General features: G+C 37.4%; 20 protein-coding genes. 6 read left to right on the top strand and 14 right to left on the bottom strand.

Annotation, left to right across the window (positions count from 1 at the left end; all coding sequences use genetic code 11):
- Positions 1 to 63 precede the first annotated feature (63 nt).
- From RI844_RS15805 to RI844_RS15795, 3 genes are all read right to left on the bottom strand, one after another.
- Complete coding sequence (locus tag RI844_RS15805) at positions 64 to 1,206, bottom strand: Ldh family oxidoreductase (protein WP_348395634.1); 1,143 nt, start codon at positions 1,204 to 1,206, stop codon at positions 64 to 66.
- Positions 1,207 to 1,242: 36 nt separating this feature from the next.
- On the bottom strand, positions 1,243 to 2,391 hold the full coding sequence (locus tag RI844_RS15800; RefSeq protein ID WP_348395633.1) for an MFS transporter: 1,149 nt from the start codon (positions 2,389 to 2,391) through the stop codon (positions 1,243 to 1,245).
- A gap of 78 nt (positions 2,392 to 2,469) precedes the next feature.
- Positions 2,470 to 4,908: a TonB-dependent receptor gene (locus tag RI844_RS15795; protein ID WP_348395632.1), complete on the bottom strand. Its 2,439-nt coding sequence runs from the start codon at positions 4,906 to 4,908 to the stop codon at positions 2,470 to 2,472.
- 168 nt (positions 4,909 to 5,076) lie between these two features.
- Between RI844_RS15795 and RI844_RS15790 the strand changes: the two genes are divergently transcribed.
- Complete coding sequence (locus RI844_RS15790; RefSeq protein ID WP_348395631.1) at positions 5,077 to 6,456, top strand: diaminopimelate decarboxylase family protein; 1,380 nt, start codon at positions 5,077 to 5,079, stop codon at positions 6,454 to 6,456.
- Positions 6,457 to 6,486: 30 nt separating this feature from the next.
- On the opposite strand, the gene RI844_RS15785 is transcribed toward RI844_RS15790, so the two are convergent.
- Genes RI844_RS15785 through RI844_RS15775 form a run of 3 tightly spaced genes read right to left on the bottom strand, consistent with a single transcriptional unit; the run spans position 6,487 to position 8,216 of the window.
- Positions 6,487 to 7,236 carry an SDR family NAD(P)-dependent oxidoreductase gene (locus RI844_RS15785; RefSeq protein WP_348395630.1) on the bottom strand — a complete coding sequence of 250 codons (750 nt, stop codon included), beginning with the start codon at positions 7,234 to 7,236 and terminating at the stop codon, positions 6,487 to 6,489.
- Positions 7,237 to 7,254: 18 nt separating this feature from the next.
- Positions 7,255 to 8,037, bottom strand: a complete 783-nt coding sequence (locus RI844_RS15780; RefSeq protein WP_348395629.1) for an SDR family NAD(P)-dependent oxidoreductase — start codon at positions 8,035 to 8,037, stop codon at positions 7,255 to 7,257.
- A 20-nt stretch (positions 8,038 to 8,057) separates the two neighbouring features.
- On the bottom strand, positions 8,058 to 8,216 hold the full coding sequence (locus RI844_RS15775; RefSeq protein ID WP_348395628.1) for a hypothetical protein: 159 nt from the start codon (positions 8,214 to 8,216) through the stop codon (positions 8,058 to 8,060).
- 337 nt (positions 8,217 to 8,553) lie between these two features.
- On the opposite strand from RI844_RS15775, the gene RI844_RS15770 reads away from it, so the two are divergent.
- Positions 8,554 to 9,981 carry an alanine/glycine:cation symporter family protein gene (locus RI844_RS15770; protein WP_348395627.1) on the top strand — a complete coding sequence of 476 codons (1,428 nt, stop codon included), beginning with the start codon at positions 8,554 to 8,556 and terminating at the stop codon, positions 9,979 to 9,981.
- 29 nt (positions 9,982 to 10,010) lie between these two features.
- Here RI844_RS15770 and RI844_RS15765 read toward each other — a convergent pair whose 3' ends face one another.
- From RI844_RS15765 to RI844_RS15755, 3 genes are all read right to left on the bottom strand, one after another.
- Complete coding sequence (locus RI844_RS15765) at positions 10,011 to 10,718, bottom strand: pirin family protein (RefSeq protein ID WP_348395626.1); 708 nt, start codon at positions 10,716 to 10,718, stop codon at positions 10,011 to 10,013.
- 96 nt (positions 10,719 to 10,814) lie between these two features.
- Positions 10,815 to 11,768, bottom strand: a complete 954-nt coding sequence (locus RI844_RS15760) for a glutathione S-transferase family protein (protein ID WP_348395625.1) — start codon at positions 11,766 to 11,768, stop codon at positions 10,815 to 10,817.
- A gap of 79 nt (positions 11,769 to 11,847) precedes the next feature.
- The gene (locus tag RI844_RS15755) at positions 11,848 to 12,300 is read right to left on the bottom strand and encodes a DoxX family protein (RefSeq protein WP_348395624.1); all 453 of its coding nucleotides are present in this window, start codon (positions 12,298 to 12,300) and stop codon (positions 11,848 to 11,850) included.
- A gap of 130 nt (positions 12,301 to 12,430) precedes the next feature.
- On the opposite strand from RI844_RS15755, the gene RI844_RS15750 reads away from it, so the two are divergent.
- Entirely contained in the window at positions 12,431 to 13,348 is a 918-nt protein-coding gene (locus RI844_RS15750) for a LysR substrate-binding domain-containing protein (protein ID WP_348395623.1), read from the top strand.
- 267 nt (positions 13,349 to 13,615) lie between these two features.
- On the opposite strand, the gene RI844_RS15745 is transcribed toward RI844_RS15750, so the two are convergent.
- Entirely contained in the window at positions 13,616 to 14,236 is a 621-nt protein-coding gene (locus RI844_RS15745) for an NAD(P)H-dependent oxidoreductase (RefSeq protein ID WP_348395622.1), read from the bottom strand.
- 139 nt (positions 14,237 to 14,375) lie between these two features.
- A complete protein-coding gene (locus RI844_RS15740; protein ID WP_348395621.1) occupies positions 14,376 to 15,248 on the bottom strand; it encodes a LysR substrate-binding domain-containing protein in 873 nt (290 codons plus the stop codon).
- Positions 15,249 to 15,404: 156 nt separating this feature from the next.
- On the opposite strand from RI844_RS15740, the gene RI844_RS15735 reads away from it, so the two are divergent.
- Both RI844_RS15735 and RI844_RS15730 read left to right on the top strand, forming a co-directional pair.
- On the top strand, positions 15,405 to 17,618 hold the full coding sequence (locus tag RI844_RS15735; protein WP_348395620.1) for a DUF5916 domain-containing protein: 2,214 nt from the start codon (positions 15,405 to 15,407) through the stop codon (positions 17,616 to 17,618).
- A 622-nt stretch (positions 17,619 to 18,240) separates the two neighbouring features.
- Positions 18,241 to 18,999, top strand: a complete 759-nt coding sequence (locus RI844_RS15730) for an alpha/beta hydrolase (protein ID WP_348395619.1) — start codon at positions 18,241 to 18,243, stop codon at positions 18,997 to 18,999.
- Between the two features lie 431 nt (positions 19,000 to 19,430).
- Here RI844_RS15730 and def read toward each other — a convergent pair whose 3' ends face one another.
- The 3 genes from def to RI844_RS15715 form a co-directional block, all read right to left on the bottom strand.
- Positions 19,431 to 19,976 (bottom strand): peptide deformylase, encoded by a 546-nt coding sequence (gene def, locus RI844_RS15725; RefSeq protein ID WP_348395618.1) that lies wholly within the window; start codon positions 19,974 to 19,976, stop codon positions 19,431 to 19,433.
- 498 nt (positions 19,977 to 20,474) lie between these two features.
- On the bottom strand, positions 20,475 to 21,005 hold the full coding sequence (locus RI844_RS15720; RefSeq protein WP_348395617.1) for a hypothetical protein: 531 nt from the start codon (positions 21,003 to 21,005) through the stop codon (positions 20,475 to 20,477).
- Between the two features lie 72 nt (positions 21,006 to 21,077).
- Entirely contained in the window at positions 21,078 to 21,455 is a 378-nt protein-coding gene (locus tag RI844_RS15715; RefSeq protein WP_348395616.1) for a hypothetical protein, read from the bottom strand.
- A gap of 218 nt (positions 21,456 to 21,673) precedes the next feature.
- On the opposite strand from RI844_RS15715, the gene RI844_RS15710 reads away from it, so the two are divergent.
- Complete coding sequence (locus RI844_RS15710) at positions 21,674 to 22,171, top strand: TFIIB-type zinc ribbon-containing protein (RefSeq protein ID WP_348395615.1); 498 nt, start codon at positions 21,674 to 21,676, stop codon at positions 22,169 to 22,171.
- The last annotated feature ends 78 nt before the right edge of the window (positions 22,172 to 22,249 follow it).

Here is a 22,249-nt window from a genome sequence, read left to right as displayed (position 1 = left end):
CAATGCAAATTAAAAAGGTCATAATGAGCGATACATTATGACCTTTTTCATAAATGATTATTGCTATGAATTTAATGATAAGCGATTAAATTCATCTCTTAACTGCTGTTCTGTGATGTCATAACCTGACGCTATATTCTCAAAAAAAGGCTGCCAATGACTCGTTAAAACTTCGACTTGTTTATTGCCAGTCGTTATATTCACATATCCAGCTTCCCCGGGAACTCTTATTTTGTGTTCAGGTCTTGCTTTTGAGCTTTTAATAGCAGAAACATAATCATCAGACTTTTGTTTTACTTGTTCTAATGAACCAAATACAGCGGGGTTGATACAGATAAAATAGCTACCGCCGACACTAGGTATAGGCTCTTCAGCATGTTCAAACTCTTCAATAGAAGGCATTGATGTAGAAGGGATACCAAGCGGATTAATAATACTTGTTAATGCTTCATTCCACATATTTAATGCATAGGTTCTTGGCGTTTCTATTTGACCGCCGCAAGAATAATCCATTACCCGCCCGAATCCAGGAATGGGACGAGCGAATGATTTCGCATCATCGGTTAATTCTCCACTTTTTGGATCAATTAACCATTTACCCTTCATTGGCTTATCAAAAAGAACCGCTTCAGCGATATCCGCATCATAAAATTCTGCAAATTTTGTCGAGGTCCAAATCGGTGGCTTTTCTCCAGAGGGGATAATGGCATCAAAAGGCGGGCACGATAGTTTGTTTTCCATACCACCATAAGGCGCGGCTAATGGTACTGTGTTATTTGAAGCCATTCCAACCATGCCTTGCTCATATGCCATATAAACATACTTAGCAAAGCTTCCTGCGTCGTTATGATTGCTACCAAAAACAATAGAAATCCCCGTAGTTCTGGCTTTCTCTATCGCGCATTGGGCCATTAATGTTAAGGCATAATATCCGCTAGATTTTTTACCATCAAACACTGCCCAGTTACTGTCTTCATTTACGATTGAAGGGATACTATTAACGTCTAAAGCGCCGGTTTGAAACGCTAACTCTATACATTCATATACGCCTAACCCTTGATTAAGTTTCCCTTGAATATGAGCAAAACAAATCGCGTCAGCGATACAAGTTGCGTGCGTTTCTGTCATACCTTTTGCCATGGCAATTCTCTTAATTGCATACTCCAAAAAATTAACATTTTCCGTTTGAGTTAAGTTTGATGACATTATGTGTTCTCCAAAAGTATAATAATTTTTTATTGTTTACGAGGCTAATGCTCGTTTATTAGAGCAAACGTTATAAAAACCGATTGAGCAAATAATAAGAATAAAAGTAATTGCGCTGAATAGACCCAGCCAACCTGCCCCCCCTAATAAAAAGCCACCTACAGCAGGGCATATAATTCCCCCTATCGCGAGAAACGAAGCAAGCCATGATGCTTTTGATTCATCCTGATTGATCACTATTTTCATTTGATAAGCCAAACTAAAGTTCCAACATAAAGACAGTGAAAAGGCAGCTAACGTAAACACAACAAATGTGAACTGTAGATAAAAGGCCCAAACGATTAATAGAATTAAAGGGGTGATCAACAGAATAGATTTTTTTAAATTAAGCTTATTGCCAATATAGGCTGCTAAAAACCCACCAACTGCACCACCCATAACGGATAATGACAAACCCAGCCCAATGTCATCGCCAGCAAGTTTATTGGTAACGGCTAGCCTTTCAACAAACGACCAAAGGGTAGATAACGCACCAAAAAATAAACAAAGGCAAAATAATGCAATCCATAATTTTATATTGCATGAAAGTGAAGATGAGGTTTTGTCAGCAACTTTCATGATGCCTTTATTTGTAATCCTAGCAGTTTTCGGTAAGCCGTATGACGCCGAACCAAGTAAAATCACAGTGCATGATATCGCCAAAAATGAACCTTGATAACCAAATGAAGTAACAATAAAAGCTGGAATGATGAATAGTAAAAGTGCCCCTAAAACTTGCTCAAACATTATTTTTATACCGAAATATCGTTCAGCATTCTCAGCCTTAGATAAAATCACTATTGCTAGACTAAATAAAGTGCCTGAGCCTAACCCAATAAGACTTAAAAATATTAATACCAGTTGATATGAAGGTAAAAAAGCAATCAAAATAAGGCCTGTAGTCATAAACAGCCCCCCTAAGTAACCGACATTTTTCCAATCGAATTTTGTTGTGATAAATGGTGATAGAACACAAGCAACTAAAAATCCTAAGAAATAAAAAGATACTAATAAGCCGCTTTGTTGCTCAGAAAGATTGAGATTGTCTGTTGTGATACCAATGATCACCGGAAGTAAAAGGAACATTAATGCTCCCAAAGCTGAAATGATGCTAGTAGATATTACTTCTTTAGTCGTGAAATTCATGTTCACCCTGATTGACTTGAGTTTAAAGAATTTGCCGCAATTTATAATTTAACACATTATAGATTGCGGCCTAAAAATTTAATCTCCAAATCGATAAGTGAAATCTATACCGTAGGTAGATGGTTGATTATAAAAAACAAAGTGATCTTGTTTAGCTAAACTGAAACTTTGGTAAGCTGGTATTTCTTCATCGGTGATATTTCTTCCCCATAATGCTACGCTCCATGTGTCATCTATATCTGATAAGGTAATTCTTGAACCTAGTACCAGAGATGATTCATCCCAGTGTGATGAAGGATCATTATCATATCTTAGATAGAAATCAGATTTATAAGCCGCATTAACTTGTACTGATAGGAGTAAGCTATCTGACACCTCATTAGTCCAATTGAATGAAGTTGAAGCAGATTGTTTTGGTGCATGGGATAACTCTTTGCCATTAAAGTCAGTAGGGTTGCCTAATGCATCACCTACATTCTCTACACTATCGGATATTTCGGTGTCTAAAACTGCAGCTCCAAATGACCAAGTAAGTGATTCAGTTAATGACCATGTTCCACTAAGCTCTAGTCCTTTAACTTCGGCATCACCTACGCGGTTTAAAGTATCAAACCCTTCCGCAGTTGCGTATACGCCTTGCATATCTTGATAATCATAATAAAAAGCGGTGATATCTAATCTTAAGGAGTTATCTAGCGCTGATAGTTTTGAACCTAACTCATAAGCCAAAATTGTTTCATCATCATAAGCCGCTACATCAGCTTCAGCAAAAGGAATGGTTCCAGGGAAGCCACCTGATTTATGTCCCTCAGAAATTCCTCCATAAATCATCCAGTCCTTTTCTATTTTGTGATCCATCCCTACTTTCCAAGAAACATGCGAAGTGTCCATGGATTGTTTAAACGTAGTTTCATCTGCACCATTGTCAGAATAAGGCATTAATTTAACAACACGATTTCCTGCGTCATCAAGACCATAAGCTTCATCTTCGAAGTCTTTCTCGTCTTCAGTATAGCGAGTACCAAAGCTAATATTTGTTTTATCAAAAAGGGCGTAGTCGAACTGAGCAAAAACAGCATAACTGGTGTTTTCTTGTTCGAATGTATGATTGAAAACAGCACCTGTATTTTCTATCACAGCACCATAACCACCAAAATCAAAAGGAAGAGAAGCAAATAGACCAAAATTATCAGAAGCGTAACCTGAAGTGTTTTTCATATCTTCAGTGGCAATAAATAAACCGGTAATCCACTTCAGATCACCGTCAGTGGTTGAGGTTAGTCTGAATTCTTGAGTAAATTGATCAACTTCAAAATCTTCGTATTGATGCAATATATTTGCTTTTTGCCATGTATCATTAATTGGCAGGCCGATAAAGCCGGCAATTTCTTGTAAATCCATTCCGGCAATGCCGTCTAGGTCTGTTTTGTGTCTATAATGGAAATTATCTACACCTGTTAAAGAAGTGAATGTTGCAAAAGATAATTCATGATCAACTCTTAAAGAGAATCCATTATATTCATCGTCAGCAACAGGTTGAAAATCATAACTGCCTGAATGAACATCTCCATCTGTATCAGAGATCCCTTGATAAGATGCGCCAAAAAAACCGTCAATATAACATTCAGAAGGATCTGGTCTACCAACCAGTGCAGAAGCACAAGGTGCTCCATTAAGTCCAGTAGTACCTTCTGATTGAGGCAGCCATGGTTGAGATTTATCTGAACCCGTATGGATATTAGCTAATACAGTTGTATTATCACCAGTCCACAATAATTGTACCCTTGCGGCAAACTTGTCTACTTCACCATTTTCATTCCAACTAGCGTCAGGATTTGTGTTAGTTTGAAAGCCCTCTTCAGATGATTCTGATTTGAATGAAGCTCTTGCCGTTAGTGAATCGGTTAATTCACCACCAAAGGCGCCTTCTAGGTTAAATGTTTGGTAGTTACCGACTGTGGCTGTAACATAACCTTCTGTGACATCAGTTGGTTTTTTGGTAATAAAGTTGACGACACCCGCGGTTGAATTACGACCAAATAATGTACCTTGAGGACCTTTTAATACTTCTACTCGTTCTAAATCGAATAAGCTAAAACCAGTCATAGCATTGGAACTCAGTGGCACTTCGTCGATGTGTACCGCTGTAGTAGGAGTGTTATTTAAGCTAAAATCATTTAATCCAACACCGCGAATGGTAATTATTTGGTTCCCATTACCACCAGCTGAATTTAACTCTATATTAGGAATCGCATTGGCAATATCTACCGCGTTGCTGATACCTAAGTCTTTTAATTCATTTTCAGTGAATGCGTTGATACTAGTAGGCACATCTTGAATGCGTTGAGATCGCTTTTGCGATGTAACTGTGATCACCTCAAGCGCGTTATTATTGTCTTCAACTTCTACAGATTGCTCTTCTGCTAATACTTGAGAGCTACCCATTGATAAAGCTAAAGCAATACTTATTGATAACGTCGTTGTTGTAAGTTTTCTAAAGTTATTAATATGTTTCATTTTAATGTCCTATAACTGTTCATTAACTATACATTAACGATTAAAGGCTGATCCTGTGAATACCCACTGGGGGGTACTGTCTTAATTAAAATATTAGGTAACATGCAATAACAGTTAAAAATCATGCTTAATTAAGCATAACGATTAATTTGGAAATTGGGGAAACACATGAATTTCAAAGATATTATTGCAGAACATCCGTATTTATCGGTTAAACACGGGCATTTACATTTAGAGGGTGTCGATTTAGTCGAGGCGGCAAAAACTCATGGCACACCATTATTTGTAGTTTCTGAAACCTATTTACGCAAAAACATTCAGCACTATAAACAGCAATTTGAAAAATATTGGCCTGAAGGAAACGTAAAAGTCTTACCATCAGTAAAAGCTAACCCTAACATTGCTATTCGTAAAATTGTCGATAGTGAAGGTGCCGGTTGTGACATATTTGGCGCAAGCGAATTAGAATGTGCGATTAGGGCCGGAGTAAAAGGCGAAAACATTTCAGTAAATGGCTCTATTAAAGATAACAACATCATTAATAAATCCATATCCATTGGCGCTACTATCATCTTAGACAGCCCGAAAGAGTTAGACCTTTGTATTGAAGAATCGCGAAAGCTCAACAAGAAAGCCAATATTTTACTGCGACTTAAACCTTATATTAAAGATCTCGATGACAATTCAGACTTTCTTCCTAGTGCCCAAATTAAACAGTTAACGCAAACGATAAAGTACGGTATTCCGACAACGGAAGTGATGGTAATGGTAGAAACGTTAAAAGGTTGTAATGACGTTAACTTGCTTGGGGTACACATTCATATGGGCAGACACTCCAAAAAATTACAAGTTTGGCAGCAGTTGATTGCGGCTTATACAAACCTGATCAAACAGTTAAGTATAAAACTCGATGGTTGGAACCCAAAAGTAGTTAATTTTGGTGGCGGCTTTGCCGCCAGTTTAGATAGAGAAACCAGAGTAGCAGTAACTGATTACCCTACCCCTACGGTAGAAGATTACGCGAAATCAATTACATCAGCGTTTAGAGATAATATGAATGCGCACGGTCTTACAACTAAAGATATCTTAATTGAAGTTGAACCAGGAAGGGCAACCCATAATCAAACAGGCCTGCATTTAACTTCAGTAAAAAACATAAAACATGAAGCCATCAATATTGAGCACACCTGGGCTGAAGTGGATACATCAGAAGTCTTTCTCAGTATTATGGGCGTAAACCCTACTCCACCATTTGATTTTGTTGTTGCAAGTAAGCCCGATAGCATTGTTGAAGATTGTTTAGATATTGTTGGTTCTACCTGTAATGCGGAATGGATATTTGAGCAAGTCATGGTGCCGAAACTAATAGAAGGAGACGTTATTGCATTGTTAAATACCGGTGCATACGTTGAGCCTATGGCGGCGAACTTTAATGCTTTACCACGTCCAGGAATGTTATTGGTCTCGGATGATAAAAGCTTCATGATAAAACGTCACGAAACAGTCGATGACGTTTTTCAAAGGGACATTATTCCACCATATATTTAAAGCACAATAAGGGAAATGAGAGGTCGGCAGTTAATCTAATAAGCAAGCAAGTGCCTTATTGGTAACGCCGGCACTCCAGCCACCGTCGACTTTTACATCAATTCCTGTAATGTAGCGACTGGCATCGGATGCTAGAAAATGATAAATACCAATTAAATCGCTAATATCGGCAGGACGCTCTAGGGCCGTACATGTTTTACTTATTCTCGCTTCATCGCCTGACTCAGCTTCCATAGGGGTTAAAACGGTACCTGGCGAAACGGAATTGACACGAATTTTTCGATTACCTAACTGCAGCGCCGCATTTTTGGTCATTTGAATGACACTACTTTTAGAGATTGAATAGGTGCAATATTCTGGGAAGGTAACACTAGCAGCAAGCGAGCCTGTATTAATAATACTACCACCATCAGTTAGATATTTGGCCGCATTTTGTATGCCCAAATAAACACCTTTAACGTTAATATTTAATACTTTTTCGAGAATGCTTATATCAGCATTTTCTATTGCACCTTCTTCAATAGCGATACCGGCATTATTGATAACAACATCGAGTACGCCATTACGCTTTACCGCACTTTCAAATGCGCTATGCAGTTCTTCGCTATTTGAAACATCCGCTTTAAAATGATTTAACCCCAGACTTGGGTTCGGATTTTTTTCACTTATATCGACGGTACTAACGGTTGCTCCTTGTGTAGCAAAATGCTCAGCTAAACCTAAACCAATACCACTTGCCGCACCAGTAATTAATACGTGCTTATCTTTAACGTTAAACATCAAATTTACCTAAAGTAGTTATTTTTCATCGCCAGCGCTACCGGCAAGCTTTTCCCATAGTCTTGGACCTATGCCCGCGGTCATTCCGCCACACACATTTATTGCCTGGCCATTTATAAAGGCACAATCATCTGCGGCTAAAAAGTGGGCAACCGCAGCAACTTCTTCCGGCTCAGCAATACGGTTTAACGGGATCATGATTTTTTCCATTTCCAGTTGGCTTTGATCATTTTCTTGTGCCATAGCAGTATTTACCGAAGCGGGACATATTGCATTAACCCGTATATTTCTATCGCCCAATTCCACCGCTGCAGTTTGAGTTAACCCAATTGCTGAAAATTTAGAACTGCAATATGCACCTAAACCAAAAACGCCCATTTTTCCAGAAAGAGAAGAAGTATTGATGATACTGCCACCATCATTCATATATCGTGGCGCATATTTAAGACCAAAGGCAACACCTAGAGTATTAACCTTAAATGCAAACTCATAATCGTTTTTAGTTGCTTCATTTAGAGTTTTAAACTCTGGACAAATGCCAGCGTTATTTGCCACGATATCGATTGGTCCGAGCTGGGCACGGGTATTTTCAAATAATTTTTTAACGCTCTCTTCGTCAGAGACATCAACTTTTATAAACGTAGCACCGATTTGTTCAGCGACCTTAGTCGCGTCGGATAAATCTCCGATCACCACTTTGGCACCAGAGCTAATAAACCGCTTGGCCATAGCTAAACCAATACCGGAGGCGCCACCAGTTATAACAGCAACCTTATTTTTTAACGAAAAAACATTAGACATAAAAACCTCTTATTTGGAGTTTAATTATAACCGCGAATATAACTTGCTTCTGATTCATATAGATCTTCATTTCGTTCATAAACGTTATAACTAGGAATTGAAGATTCATGCTGCTTAGCATCATTAATTTCTGTTTTTTCCGAATAATTTAAATAATCATTTTCATTTGAAATACTCATGTTATACCCCTTAATTAGGTGAGTTAAATACCTTAACAAGCTGTGATAGCTACGCATTAGAATCATAGTCCATCTAATGTTTAAGATAATCCCCCTAAGGGGGTATAAGGTGATTAATGTGCTTAATTGTCGATTTCATGAGCATAAATCTATCTTTGACTCCAATCGTATATTTTCTATGAGATGCAATTACATAAGATAATATCGTACACAAAATGTAGTCGACTACTCGGGATTGCTGTACGATAAAATTTATCTGAAGGGATAAATGAAAGACTCTTTGAAATGTAGAATAAAGCCGGTATTTCAGTTTAATCGAAAGGGAAAAGGAAAGTAAATGATCAGTGAAATTGTAAACTCCATCAACAATGTTTTGTGGGGCCAAGGTCAAATATTAATTTACTTGCTAATTTTTGCCGGCTGTTGGTTTTCGTTTAAACTGCGTTTCGTCCAATTACTGCAATTCAAATATATGTTCACTGTTATGAAAGGCAGTACCCAATCTGACAAATCGGGGATCAGCTCTTTTCAAGCCTTATGTACAGGCCTTTCTGCCCGGGTGGGCACCGGCAATTTAGCTGGTGTTGCTATGGCGATTTCTCTCGGTGGCAGTGGCGCCGTATTTTGGATGTGGGTCATTGCGCTTTTAGGTATGGCCACAGGGTTTGCAGAAAGCGTACTTGGCCAATTATATAAAGTACGAGACGACAATCACGAGTTCAGAGGTGGACCTGCCTATTACATTCGAGCGGGACTGAATAAGCCTTGGTTGGCCATCGTTTTTGCAATATGCCTTTTTCTTGGCTATGGCCTTACTTTCAGTGCAATGCAAGCTAATACCATTGCCGAAGCATTAAACAATACCTTTACCATTCCCACACAATACTCAGGTGCGGTCATTGTGTTACTGGCGGGTAGCATAGTTATAGGTGGTATGCGCAGTATCGCTCGGTTTGCCGAGCTTGTTGTTCCTTTTATGGGGTTAGCTTTTGTTGGTACAGCACTTATTATCACTTTAATGAATATTCAATTATTACCGGCAATGTTCATTGATATATTTTCTTCTGCGTTTGGCTTAACTGAAGCAGGCGCAGGCGCCTTGGGCGCAGCCATTAAAAACGGCATTCAACGCGGTTTATATTCTAACGAAGCAGGTGCAGGCAGTGTGCCTCATGCGGCGGCGGGTGCTACACCAGTTCCCAACCACCCAGTCGCGCAAGGATATGTGCAAATGCTAGGGGTTTTCTTAGATACCATGGTGCTATGTAGCTGCACCGCTGTCGTGATTTTATTATCTGATATTAATATCAGCGGCGAAATGGAAGGCATCTCAATGACGCAAAATGCCATGACGAGTCACTTTGGCGTTGGCGGAAACTACTTTGTCGCGGCAGCAATCACTTTATTTGCTTTTACTTCAGTAGTTGCCAATTATGCCTATGCAGAAAGTAACCTACATTTATTTAAACTAGACAATAAGGCGGGCCGCCTGCTGTATACCAGTGTTTATTTGATCATGGTATTTTGGGGAGCCAGCGCAACATTAAAACAGGTTTGGAGTTTAGCAGACATGGCATTAGGCCTGATGACCTTAGTTAATATTTACGCCATTGTTTTGCTCACCCCAACCATAGTAAATATAACCCAAGATTATCTGGCCAAACTGAAGATAAATGATCAACCTAGTTTTTCACTTGACGATGTTGAAATACAAGGCAAGACAGAAAAGGATGTTTGGCCGATCAAGTCAAAGAGCTCAATTTAGGACGTAATTGTATTTAGGTATTAGTTTGATTACTCGATAGTATCGATGATGATAATTTCACAATCAGTTGATGCTCTTAATCTAATTGACTTAGTCTGACTAATTTCAGCCCCGTCACCTTTATGCATCGTTATATTTGCTGAGCTGTCTTCAACTTTAAACATACCAGCAGATGCTAAAATATAAGCTTGGTGTTTAATGTCATGCTCAATAATGCTGCCTTTTGCTAATTTACCAGCATATATACGTGCCTCTTGGTTGATAAAAAGAGCTTTATTTTTATCTTCCGGATAACCTGAGGCTAACAACATAAGCTCTGAAGCATCTTTTGTCGGGAATTTTTTACTTTCCCAGCGAGGCGTTACGTTAAATTTGTTGGTTTCAATCCAAATTTGATAAAACGTTAAAGGCTTTTTAGTTCGATTATATTCTGAATGCACAATACCTGTACCAGCACTCATCACCTGTATCTCTCCTTCTTTAGTTATGCCTTTGTTACCCGCGCTATCTTGATGAGAAATCGCACCGGTTCGAATAAAACTAATAATTTCCATATTACGATGTGGATGTGAAGGAAAGCCCATACCAGGCTCAACCCAATCATCATTTACAACACGTAATTTTCCAAAGCCCATACGAGTGGGATTATAGTAATTAGCAAAGCTGAAGTGATGTTTTGACTTAAGCCAACCGTGGTTAGCGCTACCTAGTTTTTTGTATGGATAATGTTTGATCATAATATTTCCTAATCATTAAGGTCATGAAGCTTAATAGGTTCACTGCTTTAGTGTTCTATAGCTTCATTTGATAAATAAACGAGTAACTGGATTTATTCAAAAATATTGGCGGTCACGATCGTGTGGTGCATCAAAGTTTTGAGTAGCTCCCAAAGGTACAATACGAGTTGGATTGATGGTCAAATGGCTCGCATAATAGTGGATTTTGGTATATTCCAAATCAACCGTTTCTTTAACGCCAGGTACTTGATAAAGTTCGTTAACGTAATTACTAATGTGATGAAATTCACTAAGCTTGTTTCGATTACATTTAAAATGACCATGGTAAACCGCATCAAAACGAATCAAGGTTGTAAATAAACGCCAGTCAGCTTCGGTAATATTCTCACCGACAAGGTAACGCTGTTTAGATAAGCGATTTTCTAACCAATCTAAACTGTCAAATAATGTATGGTATGCATCATTGTATGCCTCTTGAGTCGTTGCAAAACCGGCTTTATAAACACCATTATTAATGGTGTCGTATATGCGAGTGTTTACCGCTTCTATTTCTTCTCTTTGTGCAACAGGGAAATAATCATCCACGTTACCGGTTAATTCATTGAATGCTGAGTTAAACATTCTAATAATTTCAACCGATTCATTATTTACGATCGTTTGAGTTTTCTTATCCCATAAAATAGGAACGGTTACTCGGCCTTGATAGCTTGGATCTGCTTTCAAATATAACTGGTACGCATGATCTAAATGATAAAGCGGGTCACCGCTCTCACCAAACTCCCAACCATTTTCCATCATTTGTGCTTCAACTACACTTACCGAAATAACATCTTCAAGTTGCTTTAACTTGCGAAATATCAAGGTTCTATGTGCCCAAGGGCACGCTAATGAAACGTATAAATGGTAGCGACCTGCTTCAGGTTTAAATTGACTGCCTTGTGCTGTTGATATTTGAGCTCTAAAGCGACTGTCTTGACGAACAAATTTACCTTCGCTTTTATCTGTGTCATACCATTGGTCGACCCATTTACCGTTAACGATTAACCCCATGAGAAACTCCTAAAAAATGTTGATTGGCCAATCACATTGCAATTGGCTCCTATAAAAAGATATTAAGTGCTAATTAAACTTACTTGTTTAACGTGTTGTAAATTTTTTCGTCAACTGAATGCTTACCGCCACCTTGAATAAACAAAGCAAAGGTGATTGCTATTAACGATAAGCCGAATTCGTAACCGTTGGTGGCCATAAATAAGCCGTTATCAATGTGCACACTAAAAATGGCAACAATCATGGTAATGGCTAAAACAAAACTTGTAGGTCTCGTAAGGAAGCCGGCAATTAAAAACAAACCACCGAAAAATTCTGCACTACCGGCCATTAATGCCATTAAGTAACCTGGGGCAAGTCCGATAGACTCCATCCATTGCCCTGTGCCTTCTAAACCATAGCCGCCAAACCAAGCGAAAAGTTTTTGTGCACCATGTGCCACAAAAAGAATACCTGCGATTAGTCGTAATGGTAGAGCCGAAAAAGATTGTTCAGTTTTAGTGATGATGTTAGTAAGAGTTTTAATGTTCATAATAGTTGCCTTAAAGTGTTGTTAATTGAGTATGGAGCTATTATGCAAGTTGTATTGGAATTGAATAACCCCTATTATTTGTTTGATATGTTCAAATAATTTGAACAATTAAATATTTGGATTAAACATAGTGAATACTCCACCTATCAGCATTGAAGCGTTACTGGTATTAGATGCCATTGAATATCGTGGCAGTTATGCTGCGGCGGCAGAGCAATTAAATAAAGTGCCTTCAGCGCTTTCCTATATAGTGCAAAAACTGGAAGAGCAGTTAAATGTCACAATATTTCAGCGCCAAGGTCGTCGTGCCGTTCTTACTCCAGCAGGTAAACATTTATTAATAGAGGGGCGCAAAGTCTTATACGCGATCAATTCACTGTCAGAGCAAGCTCAAACAATTGCCAATGGCTGGGAACCGAAAATTCGTATTGCTTGCGATTCAATAATTGATATCAAACCTATATTTAGAGGCATACAACGATTTTTAGCTGAGCATGAAAGTATTGAAATTGACGTGCAAGAAGAAGTCATGAATGGTACTTGGGAAGCGTTAATTGAAGACAGGGTCGATTTAGTTATTGGCGCTCCGTCGCCAGTACCTAATCAAAAAGGTATTCGAGCAATAAAAACAGAGGAGTTAGAAAGTGTCATGGTTGTTAGTAAATCACATGAGTTATCGAGTGCTAAGCAGCCGATTCAGCCTAGCGAGTTAACAAAATATCGCAGCGTTGTTGTGCATGACTCTGCACAGCGCGAAATTCCATGGTCAGTTAACCTGATTAAAGGAAGCCAGAACTTTTTTGTCAGTTCTATTGCTCAGAAAATTGAAGCTATTATTGCTGGAATAGGCATTGGTTATTTACCAAAATGTTTGATTCAACATCATATTGCGTCAGGTCAACTTGTTATCGTTGCATTAGAAGAAGAACCAGCTCCACAAGATTTATTCATTGCATGGAAAATAACGAATAAAGGCAAAGGATTAAATAAGTTAATAGCTATCTTATCAAATATGAAGGTCAACTTTCCGATCATACAGCAGGGATAAATTTCACACAATTATGGTGCCATGAGGTATATTTACCTTAGAGTTTATAACAGAACTTCCAAATTATTTGTGTTGGTGAGATAGAATTCTCATTTTAAATTTGGGCTTTCGTTCTCAAATCGGAAATTACCTGTGACAATAACGATAATTCAGTTCATAAGTCCAAAATATCAAAAACCTCGTATTATCAAAAGATATTCTCTTGATGCAACCTAGGCAATATCTAATGGTACATTGAATCTAGTTTCTGCTTTCACTTTTTGATGACTAAGCACTTAACAACGAAATTAGCTGATTTTTTGAGCTACTAAGTAAGTTTTTTCTTTGTTTCTCGTTACTATGACTTGGTCCATGATTAATAATTGGTTTCAGTACTTCCATTTTCGCATAAGGAAAAACATCAACACCAAGCTCTTGAATCTTTTTTTGGTAATATTCAATTTCGTCGTCGTCGTTAGCACCACCCGTTGTCACAGATAGCAAAACTCTTTTTCCTGACAATAAATTATTACTACCATAGCCATACCCTCGACTAATAACCCTTTCAATCCAACCTTTTAATATTGCAGGGTAACTTCCCCACCACAATGGAAACTGTAAAATAAGTAAATTTGCATCTAATAATTTACTTTGCTCACTGCTAATATCATTACTAAATAGCGCTTGCTGATGAGCAATCTCTTGTTGCTTGGGCAAACTGAGAGGAACAGATGCTGATATATTTGGAAAGTCAGCAGGCCCTAAAATGGGATTAAAACCCTGTTGATACAAATCAGACGTATTTACTTGCCAGTCAAACTTATTTAGTAATTCAATAGCTTGAGTACGCAAAGTGAAATTGAAAGATTCAGTATATGGATGGGCAGTAACTAATAAAGCATTTTTCATAACAATTCCTCATAAAACTAAAACCTTACTTTATGAGAAACATCTGAAAGTTACTAATGAACTTTTTTAATTTACGTGAATATTATTCATACACCTAGCACTCAAGAAATAGAGAAGAACCTTCATTTCAAAAAATAAGCTACAACAAACCTATTAACCAATTTTTAAGTAATCTAATATTGGCATCATTTTTCCGACGTTTATGCCAAGCAAAATAGAAGCCGTCATTTGGAAAGACGACGGGAGTATCAATCAACTTAACTAAGTCACCACTTTTTAATTCATTGGATATCAACGTTTCACCCAGTAAAGCAATACCCTGCCCAGCAAGAACGGCTTTCAAAATCAAAATGGAATGGAGAAAATACTGAATATTTGAATCAACCAACTCAAGTCCTTGCTCTTTGAACCAGTCTCGCCATAAATCAACCGTTTCAATATCAATTAATGTGGTTTTTTCCTGCCACTCAATAGGATAAGTGCCTAGTTTTTTGGCTAGTTCAGCATTGGCAACAGGATAGTAAACTTCTTTTTTTAGTTGAATGCATTCATAAGAAATATGTTCAATGGGGTGGTCATATAAAATAACATCTAAATCTAATGCTGTAATAACATCGCTACAACTTAGCATTCTTAAACGAATATCAAGCTCATTGTGCTGCTGGTACAATCCATCTAATTCAGGGGCTATACGATGAATGGCAAAAGTGCTACTTACACCAAGTTGCAGAACATTATCAGGCTGACCAATTAACTCTTGTGTTGCAGAGATGAGTTGTTCAATACTTTGATTAACTTTTTGTGCGTAAAGCTGCCCTTCAATGGATAACTTTAAGACTTTCCCCTCACGATAAAAAAGCTTGTGCCCTAAGAACTCTTCTAAATTTTTAATCTGATGACTGACAGCACTTTGCGTTATATACAACTCTTTCGCTGCATGACTGAAACTCTGGCTTCGGGAAGCTGCGGCAAATGCTAATAACGACTTTAATGGTGGTAGCTTTCTAAACATGGTAACAATCTCATATGAATTTAATTCATAATGATACGCTTTATTTCATTTATTAGAAGGTGTGATTACGAATTAACATAATAACTAAATTACATTACCCAGAAACTCCTCCCTATGAAATTTATTTATAGAATATCCTTGCTGATAATATTATTAATGAGTAACAGTGTCAGAGCTGAAGATACTAGTACACCACCTTCCTCCATTGAAATAATTTTGGACGGAAAAATAGATGAACCGGCTTGGTCTAAAGCAAAAGTGTTTTCATCTTTTGTTGTTACCTCTCCTGATACCGGCTTAGCCCCTAAAGAGAATACAACTGTTCGAGTCATTACTACAGGTGCTGGTTTATACATTGCTTTTGAAAATCAACAAAAAAAGGCAACACGTTCAAGGAAGTATAGTGGCAAAGATCAACATACTTCAGCAGACTTTAATTCTGTCTCCATCGATTTTTCAGGTCAAGGAGATACCATCTATGATTTTGTTACCACATTAGGCAATGGCAGTATGGATGGTGTTTATTCAAGAGGTAATAATTTCGATGATGACTGGGAAGGTGCGTGGGATTTCAAAGTCTCCGAAGATGAAATTAATTGGTATAGTGAGATTTTTATTCCTTGGACAATAGCCCCATTTCCATTAGCAATTAAAAACAATTTGAGTGAAATAAAACTTTATTTTTCAAGATATAACATTGGAGAAGGAGAGGCTTATTCATTTCCAGATACCTCACCATCAAGAGCTAATTTCATGCAATCTCTTTACAGTGTTAAAGTCAATAAACCTAAAACTTCAACGATGCAGCTTTTTCCATACAGCTCACTGACACAAGATTTTAATGAAAAAGAATCTAAATTAAGAATCGGTGCGGACTTATTATGGAAGCCAACGGTGAATCAGCAAATAACGGCGACAATTAATCCTGATTTTGGTCAAGCAGAAAGTGACGAGTTAATTGCAAACTTTTCAGCGATTGAAACTTTATATAGTGATAAACGCGCCTTCTTTACTGAAAATCAAAGCTTATTTGATATCAAAGGTAATAACTTTGAGATGTTGAATACACGACGTATCGGAGGTAATTCCGACGGTGATAACAGTGAACCATCCGATATTCTTGCCGCCGTAAAATATCTTAATACCAATCAACAGATAGATCTTGGCATTATGGCAGTTAGTGAAGATGATAGCAGTGATGCAAAAGGCAAGCAGTTCCTCAGTACCCGTTGGTTATACAAAGGTGAACAAGGTTATGTTGGGCAAATACTTAATTGGGTTGACCGTCCAACGATAAGTCGTAGTGTTCTGAGCTCAGCAATTGATTATGGTTATGACGAAAGTGACTTAAGTATTGACGGAACATTCTTATTTTCAAAAATTAAAGATGAAATAACATCAAATGGTTTAGGAGCTACATTCAACCTTAATTATCGAACCAATCGTCAATGGAAAACAGATCTAAGACTTACATGGCTAGATGAAGACTTAAACCTAAATGATATGGGCTATTTAGCTCGGAATAATCTACGTGAATTCCATTTATCAAGTGATTATTTCTTTATCCCAAGTGGTAATAGCCTATTTAGACAAATTGATTGGTATGGCTCGGCAACGTTGTCTAACAACTTTCAAGATGAGGATTTACCACAAAAATATGCCGTAAAAATGACGGCAAAAACACAAAATAGTTCAAAGATTGTCACGAAAATTAATTATGCGACATCTGGTCATGACGACCTCATTTCACGTGGTAATGGCAGCATAGAATTAACTGAACGACAAGATTACTTATTGCAATATATCAGCCCTTATTCTGGAGACTTTCACTACGAAGTTGATCTAAATTATCTACAAGAAGGTATTGATGGCTGGGCTAATAGCGTAAAGTTATCGGCTGACTACGCACTAACCGATCAAACCATTTTTTCAGGTAGCATATCCCATTTAAACAGTGATGACTGGTTAATAGGGAACTCTCAAGGTAAATTAACGAGTTACCAACGTATTTTTGATCAATTTAGCTTTAAAATTCTTTGGTCAATGTTTGAAAATCAAGAGCTTAGTGTTAAAGGGCAGTGGTACAGTATTGAAGCAAAAAACGGAAAAAACGTTACTTTTGCTAATAACAAAATGCAAAATTCATCCATCACTGAGCAAGAGCCTAACTTTAAGCAAAGCCAATTAACCTTACAACTGCGTTATCGCTACCGTTTTGCTCCTTTATCAGATGTGTATTTAGTGTACGCAAGAAATGGCAGTTACTTTGAACAAGGGCAGCATTTCACCAGTCATGGCGATGTCATTAAAGCTCAATTTGAAGAACCAGATGTTAACTTATTAATGTTTAAAATACGTTACATGTATTAGGTCTTTTGGTAATTTGTTTTTATGGCGTTTTTGGGGAGCAAATGTTATAGAACTATACTTATAATGTAAGCTAGCCTGAAGATGGTGAAAATGAGATCAATTGTTCTAATGTTTTGGACTGTTCTGTGGCAGTAGTTAGCATTTCCAGAGCAAAAAAAATGTCAGCTAATAGCGTTCAGTTGACCTAAAGAGAAACCGATGGCTAGCGTCTTCTTTGCGAACTGACCAGTATTGAACTTGATATTCTAAAATGTCTTCGTATCAAAGTTAAACAAGGGCTAGAAAATCCTAATAAAATTCTCCTGCTCGCAATGCCCGTTATTCAAAATGGCTAGATGGTGTCAATTCAGTCAACAATTCGAGCCTTTAACTCATAAGCAGATGCTAGTAGTGGAAGGAAGAAGCTTGTAATCAGTAATGACTTTAACGAGTTTATCTGAAATCCTTTTACATATATTCCTGTAAGAGATTGAAAGCTAGATAAACTCTTTAAATTTTTATCTCTCTGCTATGTTTTAATAGTATAACTACTTACAGTAGAGACTAGACATGAAATACAATATTCCACCATTTCTGCTGGAATGTGGCGATATGAATGTTAGAGGCTGGGAGAAATCGAGAGATGAAAAGTATTTTATTGGCCACACTCGTTGCCTATGTTATTTGTTGTATTTGGCTCTATTTTGGTCAAAGAGCCTTATTATATTTCCCACAACCAAGTGACAAGTTCGTTGACGCAACTAAAGTGAGCTTTACCAATAATGGTATTGAACTGAGAGGCTGGATAGTTAACCCAAAACAAGATGAGGCGCTTCTTTACTACGGTGGTAATGCCGAAGCCATCGAGCAAAACATCTCATTTTTCCAAAATATACTACCTAATTATAGCGTTTACCTGATCCCATACAGGGGTTATGGTGAAAGTATGGGAAAACCAACAGAGAACGGTTTGTATAGCGATGCTTTACATATATATGATCAACTAGTCACGCAGCATACAAAAATTTCTCTTTTGGGGCGCAGTCTAGGCTCTGGCATCGCAACTTATGTTGCTGCAAGACGCAACATTGAAAGCCTTATTCTAGTTACTCCCTATGACAGCATTGAAAACGTCGCTAAAGGAGCCTACTGGATGTTCCCGCTCCCTTTGTTATTAAAAGATAAATACAATTCACTCGGCCAGGTAGCACAAATTGAAACATTGCCACTCATTTTAATGGCCGAGTATGATCAGGTGATCCCAAGAAAACATAGTGAGAATTTAATATCCGCTTTTGGAAAACAACAACAATCGGTGATCATAAAAGAGGCTGGGCACAACGATATTTCAGATCACCCAGAATATGCAAACGCGATTTATCAATACTTGAAATCCAAATAGCACTAATTCAATTGACTATATGTGGCAATAGCTGAAACGAATAGTTAATTGTTTTATTTTCGCACCTGTCACATTAGTGACGGTCGCAATACATAACCTAAGTTCCAATCGTGGTAAAAACGGCCATTAATTTCCCAATTTTTTTCCTGAATATTGATTCAACTGCTATTTCCACATCTGAATAGGATGGTTAAGCCGATGATTTTAAGGTAATAACTATAAATTTCTTTAGTAATTGTTACTATGAATGTTACTAAATGAAGTTTTCACCTGTCTTAAATTCTAATTTTAAATCATAAAGTTAAGTGCTACTACTGCCACAGTGAGGAGGGCTTTAGGTCGCAAAAATGGCTATATTCCATTTAAGTGAGGGTGATATTTGTCGAATAAAAAATACCCGCACCTTCAAGTTGTTTATTTAACACCTAGAGTTACGGAGTCTTAGCGAACTGCTGATACCATTCGACTTCACTGATCAAGTCTTTCGTCGATTCCAATTGGTCAATAAAAGTTAGCCCGTTCAAATGGTCTAATTCATGCTGGAAAATACGTGCAATGAAACCCGTAAATTCTTTTTTATGTTCATTATTTTGTTGGTCAAAATAACGTACAGTGATCTGACTATGCCTTGGCACTAAGCCACGCATACTCGGCACACTTAAACAACCTTCCCAGCCTTTTACTTTCTCACTCGAACAATGCAATATTTCAGGATTAATGATTGCTGTTGGTGCCATTAAGGGCGCGTCGGGATAACGTGCATTGGGTTTAGAACACATAATAAAAATGCGCACACTGTGATGAATTTGTGGCGCGGCAATACCTACACCTCCGGCTTCTGACACCGCCAACATCATTTGATTAATTAATTGCTGGCATTCATCGGCAAGTATATTTTCAACCTCAGCCGCTCTTTGTCTTAATACCGCATGGCCTAATTGAGCAATGGAATACGTACTGCTTTTAGCTTGATTCATTTTGCCTTAGTCTTAATTGTCACTTCAATATTTTTACTATCGCCCGCAAACCATTTTTGCACGTAGATAGACCCCAAAACAGGTGGCATTCCGTTTTCAGGTACCTCTTTATACCGAATACTGTTTTTATTGAGCTTTTCAAATTCGAATTTAATTACTTTCTCATCCACAACTAGTTCAACCTTTATTTAACGTATCCACTGCATTGTATAAGTGCTCGTGATCATTTGCTATATATTCAACTTATTATTAATGCTCGTAAATAAACTCTAGTGATCATAATTGTTAGTCTGTAATCGATAGAGTTTCTAATAATATTAATAGATAAATTCACATGATAATGAACTTAGAAATTATTCTCACTAACCTATAGTTGAGTAATAATGTAATACTTGCGGAAATGGAGGTGTCCATATACAAAGCGGAAGATTTCTGAATTGAAAAACCAGACCTCAAAGGGGCTGGTTTGTGCCATAACCTGCCAGTGAAGACTTGATATTATTGCTTTGTTTTTCGGTAAAAATACTCTTTTTGACCATTAGGGAACTTAAAAAAGAAGGTGTTGCCGTTGTCTGTTAAGAAAAACTTAAACTCCAGGGGTGCTGTTTCTTCAACCTCTTCCCAATCGTTTGCCTTTCTAAATAGCTCGTTAAGTTCGTTCAATTTCTTTTTAGATTTGTCGTCTTTTAATTCAGAGTAGAACTTAAAATCAATTGGTTTATGAAGGATGGTTATTAATTCAGCATTTGAGCTTAAAACCTTATAATTATAGTAACTGTGAGTACCTTCAATAGTTTTGTTTCCACTTGTCATTAATTGGGTGAATACATAAGATTCGTCATCAAAGACATAAAAACCATCTCCACACATTTTCACTTCGTAGCACTTCTTTATCTTTTTTGAATATTCATTAGATAAATCCAGTTCAGAAAGTGTTCTTTCACTGTCGTAATGCCACTCACCAATTAACTGATTTTGAGCCATCGATAAACATGGCATTATGCTTAAAAATAATAATAAATACTTCATTGATAATCATCCATGAATAGATTGTTGACGGGCTGCTGTTCGCTCTTATCTGACCTTAACTAAATCAAAGTGTTAGGTCAAATTATCGGTTCTAATATGTGCTAAGCCTTGTTCAGTCAGCCTATACAATGAGTTGTAGTATTCGTTAAAACCAACATATGAAATCAATTGTTCACTACATCCTTTGCAAGAAACAAAGTTAATACAAGTCCATCCACCTTCATGAGAATTCCCTGTTGGACCGAAGCCAAACAAGTTTTGGATATTTAGTAACTCTTCTTTTGAAAAATCTTCTTTCCAGTTCCAGGTAGCATGTAACAATGACTCGAACGGTATAATATTTTTAGCTTTGCAAACAGGGCATTTAAATTTATACGGTGCACCTTTGCCACCATCGTAAAATGGTTTTCGGTCATGTTTGGGCTGGGTGTATAACTTGATAACTTCCATTTTCTCGTAGGCTAATTTGTTAGGTGTAAAAGGTCTGCTGTTCGCTCAAAGCCGACCGTGGCGACAACTAAAAACTTGTGGTTTTACAATAACATCATGTATTGTATATTTACAAATGATTAAGGTCGCCCAGAGGCTATATTGAGAGATGATAGCTGAAGTTGTGTCTCTTTCAGTATTACGTAGTTTAAATTCAAATGAACAAGGAAAGCAGTTAAATGAAATGCCCAAGAACAGGTACTCAACTTAAAACCATTAAGGTTGGCGGTATGGAAATTGAAATATCTGAAAGCTGCGGTGGAGCATTCTTTGATAACTCTGAATTGGATAAATTTAAAGACCCTAAAAGTGTTCGTGGTTCCGCATTAGTAAAACATCTAAGACAATTCAAAAACACTTCTCTGAACGAAAAAGAGAGGATTAAATGCCCTAAGTGTGAAAATACAGTAATGATGAGACGGTATTTTAGTCCATTAAAAGTCTTAGAAATAGATGAGTGTCCTGGTTGTGCTGGTATTTGGTTAGATACCGCTGAATTAGAAAAACTTCATGAAAATCATTTAACGGAACGTGAACGAGCTTTACTTAGAATTGAAATGAAGAACGATATCTATATACCCAATATTGACGCTCCTCTTCATAGAATTATGCGAAATGGTGAAAATCGGTTAGCATCAGTTTTTGAGATGGCTACTTATATTATTGATGATTATTAGAATAGTCGGCTTTGAGCGATAACCCGCCATTCAGTATTGTGTTTTAATTTAATATTGAAGCTATCATTTTAGCCTGTT

It is taken from the genome of Thalassotalea fonticola (assembly GCF_032911225.1).
In the GTDB taxonomy this organism is placed as follows: Bacteria; Pseudomonadota; Gammaproteobacteria; order Enterobacterales; family Alteromonadaceae; genus Thalassotalea_A; species Thalassotalea_A fonticola.
The sequence above is the reverse complement of the archived record's forward strand: the minus strand, read 5'-3'. Positions and strand labels throughout refer to the sequence as shown.

Bases quoted from the DNA above. Each gene is read 5' to 3' on its own strand.
- RI844_RS15805 (WP_348395634.1), bottom strand. From the start codon at position 1,206: ATGTCATCAAACTTAACTCAAACGGAAAATGTTAATTTTTTGGAGTAT.
- RI844_RS15800 (WP_348395633.1), bottom strand. From the start codon at position 2,391: ATGAATTTCACGACTAAAGAAGTAATATCTACTAGCATCATTTCAGCT.
- RI844_RS15795 (WP_348395632.1), bottom strand. From the start codon at position 4,908: ATGAAACATATTAATAACTTTAGAAAACTTACAACAACGACGTTATCA.
- RI844_RS15790 (WP_348395631.1), top strand. From the start codon at position 5,077: ATGAATTTCAAAGATATTATTGCAGAACATCCGTATTTATCGGTTAAA.
- RI844_RS15785 (WP_348395630.1), bottom strand. From the start codon at position 7,236: ATGTTTAACGTTAAAGATAAGCACGTATTAATTACTGGTGCGGCAAGT.
- RI844_RS15780 (WP_348395629.1), bottom strand. From the start codon at position 8,037: ATGTCTAATGTTTTTTCGTTAAAAAATAAGGTTGCTGTTATAACTGGT.
- RI844_RS15775 (WP_348395628.1), bottom strand. From the start codon at position 8,216: ATGAGTATTTCAAATGAAAATGATTATTTAAATTATTCGGAAAAAACA.
- RI844_RS15770 (WP_348395627.1), top strand. From the start codon at position 8,554: ATGATCAGTGAAATTGTAAACTCCATCAACAATGTTTTGTGGGGCCAA.
- RI844_RS15765 (WP_348395626.1), bottom strand. From the start codon at position 10,718: ATGATCAAACATTATCCATACAAAAAACTAGGTAGCGCTAACCACGGT.
- RI844_RS15760 (WP_348395625.1), bottom strand. From the start codon at position 11,768: ATGGGGTTAATCGTTAACGGTAAATGGGTCGACCAATGGTATGACACA.
- RI844_RS15755 (WP_348395624.1), bottom strand. From the start codon at position 12,300: ATGAACATTAAAACTCTTACTAACATCATCACTAAAACTGAACAATCT.
- RI844_RS15745 (WP_348395622.1), bottom strand. From the start codon at position 14,236: ATGAAAAATGCTTTATTAGTTACTGCCCATCCATATACTGAATCTTTC.
- RI844_RS15740 (WP_348395621.1), bottom strand. From the start codon at position 15,248: ATGTTTAGAAAGCTACCACCATTAAAGTCGTTATTAGCATTTGCCGCA.
- RI844_RS15735 (WP_348395620.1), top strand. From the start codon at position 15,405: ATGAGTAACAGTGTCAGAGCTGAAGATACTAGTACACCACCTTCCTCC.
- RI844_RS15730 (WP_348395619.1), top strand. From the start codon at position 18,241: ATGAAAAGTATTTTATTGGCCACACTCGTTGCCTATGTTATTTGTTGT.
- def (WP_348395618.1), bottom strand. From the start codon at position 19,976: ATGAATCAAGCTAAAAGCAGTACGTATTCCATTGCTCAATTAGGCCAT.
- RI844_RS15720 (WP_348395617.1), bottom strand. From the start codon at position 21,005: ATGAAGTATTTATTATTATTTTTAAGCATAATGCCATGTTTATCGATG.
- RI844_RS15715 (WP_348395616.1), bottom strand. From the start codon at position 21,455: ATGGAAGTTATCAAGTTATACACCCAGCCCAAACATGACCGAAAACCA.
- RI844_RS15710 (WP_348395615.1), top strand. From the start codon at position 21,674: ATGAAATGCCCAAGAACAGGTACTCAACTTAAAACCATTAAGGTTGGC.